This is a genomic window from uncultured Bacteroides sp. (assembly GCF_937912035.1).
Classification (GTDB): Bacteria; Bacteroidota; Bacteroidia; order Bacteroidales; family Bacteroidaceae; genus Phocaeicola.
In genome coordinates this window covers 30,137-43,221 of the sequence record NZ_CALDPF010000054.1, presented here as the reverse complement: position 1 = coordinate 43,221, position 13,085 = coordinate 30,137, and the positions used below count along the sequence as shown (strand labels likewise).

General features: G+C 35.5%; 7 protein-coding genes. All 7 read right to left on the bottom strand.

Annotation, left to right across the window (positions count from 1 at the left end; translation table 11 throughout):
- Positions 1 to 13 precede the first annotated feature (13 nt).
- The 7 genes from Q0486_RS14900 to Q0486_RS14870 all read right to left on the bottom strand — a co-directional run bounded on the left by Q0486_RS14900 (position 14) and on the right by Q0486_RS14870 (position 13,083).
- Positions 14 to 1,342, bottom strand: coding sequence for an oligogalacturonide lyase (locus tag Q0486_RS14900; RefSeq protein ID WP_299235088.1), 1,329 nt, complete (start codon positions 1,340 to 1,342; stop codon positions 14 to 16).
- A 132-nt stretch (positions 1,343 to 1,474) separates the two neighbouring features.
- The gene (locus Q0486_RS14895; RefSeq protein WP_299235085.1) at positions 1,475 to 2,236 is read right to left on the bottom strand and encodes a hypothetical protein; all 762 of its coding nucleotides are present in this window, start codon (positions 2,234 to 2,236) and stop codon (positions 1,475 to 1,477) included.
- 170 nt (positions 2,237 to 2,406) lie between these two features.
- A complete protein-coding gene (locus Q0486_RS14890) occupies positions 2,407 to 4,110 on the bottom strand; it encodes a RagB/SusD family nutrient uptake outer membrane protein (RefSeq protein ID WP_299235083.1) in 1,704 nt (567 codons plus the stop codon).
- Between the two features lie 27 nt (positions 4,111 to 4,137).
- Entirely contained in the window at positions 4,138 to 6,948 is a 2,811-nt protein-coding gene (locus Q0486_RS14885) for a SusC/RagA family TonB-linked outer membrane protein (RefSeq protein ID WP_299235081.1), read from the bottom strand.
- 36 nt (positions 6,949 to 6,984) lie between these two features.
- Positions 6,985 to 8,949 carry a RagB/SusD family nutrient uptake outer membrane protein gene (locus tag Q0486_RS14880; RefSeq protein WP_299235077.1) on the bottom strand — a complete coding sequence of 655 codons (1,965 nt, stop codon included), beginning with the start codon at positions 8,947 to 8,949 and terminating at the stop codon, positions 6,985 to 6,987.
- Positions 8,950 to 8,967: 18 nt separating this feature from the next.
- Positions 8,968 to 12,150: a TonB-dependent receptor gene (locus Q0486_RS14875; RefSeq protein ID WP_299235074.1), complete on the bottom strand. Its 3,183-nt coding sequence runs from the start codon at positions 12,148 to 12,150 to the stop codon at positions 8,968 to 8,970.
- 282 nt (positions 12,151 to 12,432) lie between these two features.
- Positions 12,433 to 13,083, bottom strand: a complete 651-nt coding sequence (locus Q0486_RS14870; protein ID WP_299235071.1) for a hypothetical protein — start codon at positions 13,081 to 13,083, stop codon at positions 12,433 to 12,435.
- Positions 13,084 to 13,085 lie beyond the last annotated feature (2 nt).

Below are 13,085 nucleotides of genomic sequence, written 5' to 3'. Positions count from 1 at the left end.
TTATATGAATTTATTAATTATCAAATGAAGAAATATCCACCATCATTAAATTTAATCGTTTTCCATTTGTAAAATGACCGGATTGTAAAAGTACCTTAGTTCCGTCAGGACTAAAGCTAGGATGTGCATGGTCAGGACGCATTTTTGTATCTGAAACTAACTGATGACGTTCACCAGTCTGTAGATTAATCAGCCAAACATTTCCACCAAATGTATCACCTACAGCCCATCTATCATCACGACTGGCATTACAATGCCAAAAACCACGTCCAACTAACTGTCCCTCAATAGCCTGACGATCCTTCTCCATTTCAACTTGCCCCAACAAATCTACATCATCAGTACGTAAGTTAATGCGTAGAATACCATTGGCCTGCTTACGTAAACGTGGCTGGAAACCTAAAACATTAAAATATACATAGTCTTTCGAAGCAAATGTTTCATGAGTTACCCAATCAAGAGCTGTTTCTTTATACAACGGTTTAAATACTTTTCCATCAGCAGTACAAAACCACATACGTTGATGAGCATCACCGCCTGTCTCATTACAGAAAACTATCTCTCCAGATGTAAAACGACTGGTTTGGATATGACCAACTTTAAACTCGGTATCAATCACCTTTTCCACTTTTCCTGTTGCCAGGTTCATCTTACGAATACCACATAAAGTTGGCTGAATCTTTATCGGCTGATTACCTTCAGGTTTAAATGTATTCTTATTCATACGTTCCATCTCCTCAGGTGTTCCTTCACGCTCTACAGTAATATAAGCATAATCATCGTTACAGTCTACAGCAAAGCCTCCCGGACGTCCCATTTCTGTAGGGAAAGTACCAATCAGACTTTCATAATCAGCAGGATGTCCAACTTTCTGACGTTTCACATCTTCAAAAAATTTATCAAGATTCATAACGTACATGTTCCATTTACCTTGCTGTTTCCTGCTGATGAACATACGATTACTTTTATTTGCCAAATATATGCCTCCCAAATCAGTACCTTCTGTAGCCTGAATTATTTTACCGGTAGACATCTCAATAAAAAACATCTGTGTTGGCCTCCATTTGCGCTTTTTGCCATCCGGCATGATTTCTTCTTGTTCTTTGTCACCAGCACGGCTTGATGAACGAAATATCAGATATTTTCCATCAGATGTCCACATAGGATCAGTTTGATAAAGAAAGCGGTCATTTTGTAAAGTATCAGTCAATACTGTGATTGTATGCCCGGTCTGAGCATCTTTATAACTGGTCATCTCTGACGGTGTACATTTACCAAACTGGGCAGAAACATATCCACCACAAAGCATAAAGAATGAAATTGAAAGAAAAAATTTTCTCATGATATTATACAGTTTTTTTATATGTGAATACACAAAAGTATTCCTAATACACTGTATAACAAATAGAAAATAATCCAATTTACATAGGTAATTGTACACCTAAAACTTAACAGATCATACTGTCTATAATAATCATGGTAATTGCAAGTCTTTAAGAGATAACTTACATTCGATTTCTTTATTTCCTGAAAATGCTTCAACATTCAAACGGCAAGTTATTGAGTCTGAATCTTCTTTTCCAGCACCAATAAACCTAGAATAAATTCCATAAGGTATTTCCATACTGATAAATGAAGAAATTTCACCATAAGGAGACTCAGTACTATTATTAAAGTAAAGATTTAGACAAAACTTGTTATTAACAACATCAATATCTTTCACACCGTCATAATACAACAAAAAATAAACAGGATTAACAGGAGAATAATCAAATGTTGGTACTAAATTTAAATACCCATTTTTTACATAAAACGAACCTTTACTTTCTTCAATTGAACGTATAGGTTCATTTTTAAGAGCAATTGAATCTTTACCTCCATTTTGGTAATCTACACTTAACGTATCTACTCCTACAATAAATGTTGGTATTTGCTGAGCAGATTTCAATATAACAGAATATACTTGACCTGGTTTTAATTCCTCCGTTTCCTCAATCATATCAAAACCAACTATCACACGCCTAGCCTCTTTTAACCATTCCAATTGACTAAGACTTTCTTGGGTTGGTTCTAAAACAGCATCAAAGTCAGTATACAGACGATAACCCTGAACATCATCTCCCGCTACAGTTACATACACACCTGAAAAATCAGACCAACGTTCATTTTCCTCACTCAAACAAGAGCCTAAAAATATTACAATACAAAACGACAATAAAACAAATAAATTCTTCATAATCATTTTTCAATACTTACAAGTCTATTCGTCAATACAATAAAGACTTATCAATTAGAATAACAAACTTAAATATCTCCTTATAATTTATATTGTAAAGATACAAAAGTATATTTAACCTCAAAATAGAATAAAAGGGGAAACTGAATATTCAGTTTCCCCTTTCTTATTTACCATCCCGGATTCTGTTCCAGATTAGGATTTTTTAAACGTTCAGACTGAGGAATTGGGAATAAATACATTTTTTCGTCCCAAGTACGGTTCACTACATTACGTTCGTATGTAATTGAACCGTCAGGATTTTTAGTCAGTTTCATTTCTGTAATACTCTTCAATTTATCACCCTCTTTCCATCTTCTTAAATCATAAAAACGATGACCTTCAAAAGCAAGCTCAACCATGCGTTCATTCTGATATTTTGTCCAGAAATCCTGAGAAGAGAGTCCTGTTGGCAACGGAGGCATTTCAACTCCAACACGATTACGGATTACATTTACAGCTTCACGTGCTGTCATTTCATATTCAGAAGGGTCATCTGCCGATTCCGTATATTTAAATACTGCTTCTGCATAATTTAAGTAAAACTCACCCAAACGATAAGTAATCCATGAATGACGTGCTTTATTAGTAGTACTACTTGCACTTAAATCAATAGCAGAATCCAAATATTTCTTCAAATAATAACCTGTAGGTGTTGCACCAGAGAGAGGCTCAGCATTTAAGCCACCATAAAAGGTCTCTATAGGACTGGCATTTTTAGAAGGCCATTTAGTATCTCCATTTTTTACAATTGTCATTGCAAAACGTGGATCACGACCTTCATAAGGATTAGCAGGATCATAACCACTTCCTGGTTCATTCCATAACTTACCTGTAGCCTTCATTTCATAAGCATCAACCAGATTCTGTGTTGGACAGTTACCTGATTTACCACCAGGAACACCCATTGGGAAGTTATATCCTTCCATTACATTGTCTCCACCATTTACAAAATAACGACGAACAAAAATCATTTCCTTGTTTGTCCAGTTATCAGGTCCCCACAATTCAGTATATTCACCAAGCTTAAAATCATATTTAGCACAAGTATCTATAACAGCCTTGTTCGCTTCAGCAGCTCTTTTCCACAGCTCTTTATCATTATTCTTATTAAACAAAGGACTTGCTGCATACAATGCAGCTCTGGCTTTCAAAGCTAATGCCGCATAACGAGTTACACGACCGTTTTCTGCCGGACTTATACCATCAAGTCCAAGTTTTGTATAATCAGCTGGTAATTTGAAGTATAACTCATCACATTCCTCGATTATTGAATTGAAAATTTCTTGTACCGGAGTGCGAGTCAATGTATTAACTTTATCTGTTGAAACCATCTCTGTAAAATAAGGGACATCACCATAAGCACGAGCCAGATTGAAATAGAAATAAGCTCTCAAAAAACGTGCCTCATTGAAACTATTATGATAACGGAACATTTGAGCACGATAGTCATCGTTCAGTTTAAGTTCATCAAAAGTAAGCCCCTGAAATTCTGCCAAATATTGATTACATGCCTGAATACCTTTAAAACTTGATGTCCAAATAGAAGACATTGGATTTGCCGGACTCCATGATCCATTAGTAAAGTCACAAATATCATTGGATACGTAAGCATATTCTGCTTCATCACAAGCAGAAGCTAACATTCCACCACTATATGTTTGACCAAAATCATAATCCAACATGGCATATATATTGGTAACCATACCTATCACATTGTCGTAAGTTTCCTGCACATAATCTTTACCGTAATTGGAATATTCATGATAATCCCAATTACAAGATGTCAAAGCTAATGTACAGGCAACTCCACTTAATATATTCTTAAGTTTCATATAAAAATTCAATTTAAAAATTAATCATTAAAATTCAATAGTCAAACCTGCAACAACACTGCTTGTCAAAGGATAAGTTGCTCCATAAGATTCCGGATCAGAAATCTTTATTTTATCAAAACAAAGTAAATCAATTCCTCTTACGTAAATCTTGGCATTACTTAAGATTTTGCTTTTCTTTACCATATTTTGTGGGAACTTATAATATAATTCTACAGAACGTAACTTCAAGAAAGAACGATCTGCCAGCCACAATGTATTAGTCTGATAATTGTTTTCATTACTTTGAGAGCTCAAACGTGGATACTTAGCATCAAGATTATCTTCAGTCCAACGGTTATCATAATATTCTTGAGATATTGTAGTATTGTTAACTAAAGGCCAATATAAACTCTTAGTATTCAATACAGCTGAATAACGTCCTGTACCCTGGAACATAGCATCTAAACCAAGACCTTTCCACTCTACTCCTAAATTGAAAGAATAATAGATTTCAGGAGCTGAAGTACTGTAACCTATAGCAACCTTATCATTTGCATCAATTACTTTATCACCGTTAATATCCTTGTACTTGATATCACCTGGACGTACTGTTCCAAAAGACTGTTTAGGACTGTCATCTATTTCCGCCTGATCCTTAAAAAGACCTTCAGCTACCAAACCGTAAATTTGCTCTAAACGATCTCCTGTTGTAACAAGGTTCTCATACATTTTCGGTTCTTCCATCTGCTCTACTATTTTATTCTTAGCTACAGCCAGATTTCCACCTAGATTAAGTAATACATCTCCGAACTGCTTATTATATTTCACTCCAAGTTCAGCTCCCCAACTATCAACGATACCACCATTTTCATACGGAGCTGTAAAACCTAACACACTGGAATAATGACCGCTTGAAGATACCCAAATATCAGAACGTCTTTCATAATATGTATCAAAATTAATATCCAACCCCTTAAACAAACTCATATCCAAACCGAAGTTATATTTATAACCTTTTTCATGAGTAGAATTAAGAGAAGCCAAACGTCCTAATGTCCAAGAACTGGTACCTACAGAGTAGTTTGTATCAAATGCATAACCATTACCGCTTCCGTATGTTTGTTCCCAATAATTGGATTCAGGGATACGGTCTGTATTGATAATACCTGCAGATGCACGTAACTTCATAAAGTCAATCCATGAAACATCCTTTAGGAAGTCTTCTTTTGACATAACCCAAGCCAAACCTAAAGTTGGTGAGAATCCCCATCTATGACCTGGAGCCAACATATTAGAAACAGAAGCCACTAATGTCAAATCTGCAAAATATCTATCTTTATAGCCATAATGAGTAAAGAAAGATGCATTTCCTCTATACCATGTTTGGTCTACACCTTTATTATTACGATATTCATAATCCCACTTCAACTGACTATAAATCTTATTATCATCATTAATCTGCTTGTCATAGAACAAAGTAGCTGCAAAATTAAACGCACGGGTAAAAGCATTACAACTTGATCCGGTTCCCATAGAAGAATCTTTACCATCTGTATAATAAGCTGTTTCTGTAGGTACACCGTTTTCCCATGCGGTTACAGTATTACTACCATAAACAAATGTTCTGGAATGATCCTCATAATACTGGGCATAGTTATCGTAAGCCAACAAAGCACTCGCACCCAATCCTGGTGTAATCATAGAAAGATCCTGCGTCAATGTCATATCGGCAAAAAGAGTTCTTTCATGATATTTTGTATAGGCAGAAGCTTGAGACATAGCTACAGGATTTTTTGTACCTGCCCAAATAGAATTACCTCCCCATACACCATTCTCAAGGCGAGCAGGAAAAGCAGCAGAAGGTAAAGTGTAAATCATATCCCATAAATCTCCACTTTGTGCCCTAGTTTCGGAAAGTGATCCTAAAATATTCAGTTTCAATTTGGTGTTCTCAGTCAAATCTATATCCAAGTTTGTACGCAAGTTAGCTTTTGAATATTGATCCTGAGTAGAATAACCTTCATTCATATAAGGATTAGCTATAAAACCCTTATTTGTTGTCAAATCGGCCATTGCATAATAACGGAACTTACTGGCACCACCACGGAAACTGATATTATAAATATTAGTAGCATCGTGATTACGGAAAGTTTCACCCATCCAATCTACATTTGGATACAAGAAAGGATATTTTCCGCTCTTAAATGCCTCTAATTCTTCTGGCAGATAACGTGGAGAAAGCTGATCATTTTTTAAAGCTTCATTCATAGCATTGGCATAAGTATAACTGTCTACAAATTGAGGCTTACGTACCTGCCAACCATTGCCATGCTCATACTTAAATTTAATCTCTTTAGAATTATATTTACCACGTTTAGTTGTGATATTAATAACACCATCAATACCTTTATAACCATACAAAGCTACAGCAGCTGCATCTTTTAATATACTTACAGATTCAACCTCCTCTGCTGTAATATCCTTGATGTCACGTTCAATACCATCAACCAATATCAATGTTTTTGTTCCTGAAAGAGTTTTCAGACCTCTTACCAATAAAGTTGGATTATGATCAGCATAAGAACCTGCACCTTGCAAAACTGTCAAACCTGTTCCATAACCAAATAAAGAATTGGCAATATTCTTTGCACTACGTTTGTTAAACTCTTCATTATATATAATAGAAGTTGAAGCAGTAGTTTCTTCTAGTGTCTGTGCTTTCTGATACCCAATTTGTACCATTTTGCCATACTTCTCCGGTACACCAGCAGATATACTGTCTTTAGATTCCTGAGCATTGGATTGTACAGCTACTGCGACACAGAAAGTAGAAATTATCAATTTATTTTTATTCATAATCATTCAATCAAAAAAATGTTGTTAGTATGTTCATTACCATCCCGGATTCTGTACCAATCCATACCCTTTGTTTACTTCTGTTGCAGGGAAAGGAGACAAGTACCATTTAGGATCAAATCCATTAGTCCACCAGTAACGTACAGGATTATCCAATTCATACTTTTCATACTCATATTTACTTGGGAAAGGCATGTTCTTATCATCCTTACCATACCATGGTACATCGCGACGCTGGCCATTTTCATCCAAACGATACATCAATAATCCATGAAGTTGTTTAGAAAATACATCAGCACGCTTATAACGAATCAAGTCAAAGAAACGTGCATCTTCCATACCTAATTCGCATGCACGTTCACGCAAAATTTCTTCAAGCAGAGCATTCTTATCTGTCAACAGATTTTTATCAGGATTACATTCAACTAATCCTTTCATACCTACACGCGCACGTACTATATCAATCTGATCTATAGCTTTTTGCATATCACCCTTCTGACTCTGCATCAAAGCTTCAGCATAAATTAAATACAATTCAGACAAACGAACGCAAGGCCAATGAACATAACGACGAAGCATATCATTACCCATCAAAAACTTCATCGGAGCATATCCTGTAGCAAAGGAAGCTGTTTGTGTTTTCGGACCTTCACCGGCATCTTTACCACCATACCATGCTTCAAAGCTACGACCTGACATGTTTCCTGTAGTCCAGTCCATTGAAATCTGCATACCATTAACAACAGCTTCTTCATACAAACGTGGATCACGAGTTAATGATATATTCTGGTCTTCAGCATTACCAGTCAGAAACATTTCATCCAATTTTCCCTCAGCCTTTGTCTTTTCCCAATCAAAAGGTGTTCCATCCTTCCATGGGAACATTTCAACATATTCCTGAGTAGGACTATATCCACGATGAATACTCATCAATGGATCTCCCCACTGATGCCAATTGTAGTGACTTGATTTAAAAGCATCATAATCAATAACACGAGTACTCAACAGAACTTCAGGACTATCCAAGTTTGCATAACCTGAACGATAAGCCAAACGATAGTCTTCCGGACGTGTACCATTAGCCTGCTGCAAATGATATACACCATTATTTCCCAGTTCTGTGAAGAACTGATCGCAGGCTTCCAAACAGCGATCCCACAATTCAGCTTTATATCCACCATACCAAATAGCCGGATTGTCTGTCACACCTGGATAATAAGGTTCATCATCATTAAACAAAGGAGACGCAGCGAACTGTAAAATTCTACATTTATAAGCAAGAGCAGCAGCACGATTCCAACGTCCAGCATCTGAAGCAGGTGTCTCGACACTCCATGGTAAAACAGCTGCAGCTTCATCTAACAATTGTACCATAAAATTCACAGTTTCCTCCACACTATTACGAGGCATCGAATAAGATGCATCTGTTCCTGAAAACGTTGATTTAATCAAAGGAACTCCTCCATAATGACGGAAAACATCAAAATAACGAGATGCAAGAATACATTTAGCCTGAGCTACCATTGACTTCTTTTCATCATCACTTAATCCTGGTACAGCATCAATATTTTCTATCAACATCCATGCAGCACGAACAGCTTCCCAAATATTATTTCTAAGATAATCAAATTTATCCGAACGCTTACCATAATTTGCAGAATGTGTTCCTGAAAAATAAGGTCCAGTAATACCAGCGCCGGAATAAGTAAATACATACAAATCTGTCAATGCTTCAGGTTTACCAACATAATTATTAGAACTTTCCTGATTACTTACATTTTTATATGGAAGGCCATAATATTGCATACCGTACAGATTATTAAGGAACTGACGAGTATACTCAGCATTATTGAAAACTGTATCTTTGGTCACAGAACCACCTGGAGCCTTTTCCAGGAATGCGCTACCAAACTTGATTTCATCTACACAAGAGGTAGCCAACATAGAAGTAACAAAAACTCCTGAAGCAAGCCTTAATATCCAATTATTATATTTCTTCATTTTTCTATACATATAATGTTAAAAACCTAATTTCAGACTCAACGAATACGTTTTTGTCAAAGGGTAAGAAGGAGAACTACTTGCTCTAGACTCAGGATCTCCCCAAATATAAGGAGTAAAGGTTAGTAAATTATAACCAGTCAAAGCCAATTGGAAAGTATTCAACTTCAATTTTTTCATAAAAGGTAAATCAAAATTATAAGCAATCTGCAGATTCTTCAAACGAAGATATTTAGAATCCTTTTCCCACAATGTTGATTCTACATAGTTATTTGTATCACGAGTAAATGTAGGACGAGGATAAGCAGCATTAGGATCAGGATTCTCAGGTGTCCATGTATTATCTAGCATATAAGATAACAAACCACCCTGATCTGAATCATTTCTATCAGTAAATGGCTTACGGAATACACTGGAAATACTTCTACTTACATTCCAAGCACCTGTCCATTGCATAGACACATCTAATCCTTTCCAAGAGAATCCCATATTCAAACCGGCCATATATTCAGGATCATCTGTAAATCCATAATCACGTGACATATCATTAGCATCAATTTTACCATCGCCACTTAAGTCAACATATACACAGTCACCTGCCTGCAATTGGTCTGCTGCCAACTGTTCTGGCATTTCAACACCATATACTTCTTTATAACGTGCCGGAGTAGTTTCAGGATCATAATACTCAAAGAATAAATATTGACTTCTAGCTCCTAATCTACGTCCTTTTTGATACATATATTCATAGTTTACAGGTGCTTCCTTGCGCTCTACAACCTTATTCTGGTTATACATAAGGTTCAAGCCTAAATTATAACGAAAATCGCTTCCAATCTGATCATTCCATTTCAATGAAAGCTCCCATCCCCAACTACACATAGAACCTAAATTAGCAACCGGAAGTGCAAATCCCAATACTGAAGGAGCTGTTCCATCCTGCAACATAATATCAGTTCTATCTTCATGATAATAATCAAATGTTGTACGAAGACGATCATTAAAGAAATTGGCATCAACACCAAAGTTCATTTTTAATGCTTTTTCCCAAGTTACATCCTGATTATTTTTAGAACTTTCATATGCACCAGGGCTTGCAGTAGAATTATTGATTCCAAACAAGAAACCATGACCATCACGATTTATTAATGTAGAGTTATTTACAGTATATGGATCGGCCAAATATAGGAATCGTTGAGTATTTCCATCAAAACTGTCATTACCAACCATACCCAATGTATAACGGAATTTCAAGAAACTAACTACTGGCTTTACAGGTTTCCAGAAATCTTCTTCACTTACTACCCAACCTATAGAACCAGCAGGGAAAGTACCAAAACGTTTACCTGGAGCATAGTTTTCTGAACCATTGTAACCAACATTAAATTCAGCCAAATAGCGGTTTTTCCAATCATATGTTGCACGACCTACCAAACCTACCAAACCTCTTGGAATATCTGAATAAGCAGAAGGATAATAAGTTTTTGATTGATTATACAATACTAAACCAGTTACATGGTGATCACCAAAATTACGAGCATAGTTAAAAGCTGCTTCCATGTACCAGTTACGTGACTTAGCCGGACTTTTATCCTCATACTTTAACTGACTATTCTGTCCATATTTCTTATAAGCTATAGTTCCGTCATCCTGTAACACTGGGGTATAAGTAGCTATTCCAGCACTAGCTTGTGTATAAGCTGTAAAACCACTATTATATGAACCTTTAATATGGAAAGACAAGCCTTTAGTAATAAAATCAAGTTTCTGTTTCAACTGTAAGTCAGAGGTCAATGTATTATTACTTGTAGCCATAAAACCTCCACCATAATATCCTAAACCATTGCCTCCAACAAAAGGTAAACGCAAGTCAGCATAATCACTTGCTGCATTGACCAATTTTCCGTCAACAAAGCCCGGACTAGAGAAAGGTGTTGAATAATACATATTTATCAGCATACCAGCACTACCTTGACCTGTATAAGGTTTTGAAGAATTATTCACATTACCTGCAATATTCATTGTCAAAGTAGTAGTCTTGGTTACATCAATATCCAAATTAGAGCGGTAATTGAAACGATTATACTGATAAGACAGATTGTAAGGTAAATCAAACTCTTTAAATAAACCTCCCTGTGTATAGGCACCAGCTGAAATGAAGTAACGAATACGGTCTGTACCACCTGAAATATTAACATTATGCTGAGTCTGGATTGCCATATCTTTCAAACAATAATCAATCCAGTCTACACTAGGAAAACGAATTGGATCAGAACCATCCTTAAACTTCTGAATAATTTTTTCATCAAATACAGGTTCAGTTCCATCCAATTTATTTATCATATTATAAAACGTAGCATACTGATACGAATTAACCATCTCAATAGGTTTTGTAGGAGCAATAATACTTGCTGATGAAGATACTGAGATTTTTGCTTTACCTTCTCTACCACGTTTTGTTGTAATCAATACAACACCATTGGCACCACGTACACCAAATACAGCTGTAGCAGAAGCATCCTTCAAAATAGAAATACTTTCAATTTCATTTGGGTCAATATCATTAAAATCACGTTCTACACCATCTACCTGAATAAGAGGAGCAGATTGATTCCATGTAGCCTGACCACGAACAAATATCTGAGCAGCATCACTACCAGGTTCTCCAGAATACTGTACTGTAGTCAAACCAGCCATCTGACCAGACAACATATTGGAAATAGATCCTGTTGGAGTTTTCACCAACTCTTCACCTTTAACACTGGCTATAGATCCTGTTACAGAAACTTTTTTCTGTACACCATAAGCCACAACCTCAACTTCACCTAACATTTGTGAATCATCTTTAAGAACGACCTCCATATCAGGTTTTGCAACTACAGTTTGAGTTGAATATCCAATAAAGGAGACTATTAACTTGGCACCTTTAGGTACATTCAACCTAAACATACCATCAATATCAGTAATGGTACCATTAGTAGACTGTTTTTCCACTATAACATTTGCACCAATAATAGGTTCTCCGTTACTGTCTACAACTTTACCAACTATAGACACATTTTGCTGCACGATATTTGTAGCAGCCGACAAATGCTGGACTCCCATAGGAGGAGCCATTGTTCCAGCAAGTAAACTAAAGAGAAATAACCACCGATGTTGTTTTCGGCAGTTCAACAGAGTTGTTTTCTTTCTGTCTCTCATACTTTAATAATTAAGTTAAACAAAGCAAATATTAAAAAACTCTTTTATAAATTGTATTGCAAAAGTAATTGATAAGTCAAATTATAGGAATAGAAAATCGTACATATAAATGTATTTTCATGTAATTCTCACAAGTCAAAATCAATGTCTAAACCTATATATGCTTTTGAAAATCATAAAAGTATTTATAATTAACTCCATATTTCTAATAAGATACATTGAGAGATTGCATACAACATATTAATTTTCATATCGTATATTTCCCTAACAAAAAATTAATGGCTACTTTATAAAAACAAGTTCACCAATCTTATTATCAACAGAAAAAGTAATAAAATAACATTGCTCTTTAATATCCAATATTTCAAGTCCAGTTAATTCTATTTTACTAGGATCTTCACCTTTTTTATAAGTAGTCAAAATAGCATTTAACTTCTTTCCTATTGTAGAATCTCCTTCCCATTCCAACACATATTGAATCTGATCCACACAAGAAGTTACAGCGACCTTATTTTCAAAAACAGTCAACCCCCAACCATTAGGTTCATCTAGAAATATACTATTTGTCCAAACAAACCTCTGTCTATCTGAATCCATTATTCTAGAGGTAATAATAATATTAAGGACTACTGTTTGGCCATTGTCATCAGTAACAGTTAAAGTTACACTACCAGCCAATAGTGCACTGATATTTATTTTATTATTTTCTATCTGTGCAACAACTAATTTCTCATCTGATAAAGAAATTTGATAATTTCCACTTCCTCCAATTATTTTTACAGAAACCATCTCTCCTTCTTTTATCTGAATTTCAGTTTGTTCAAGAGATAATTCAGATACACCTTCCACCTCATCTTTACAAGAAGTTAACACATTAGCAACTATTCCCAAAAACAATATACAGAAAAAATGAATACTTAATAATGTTCTCATAA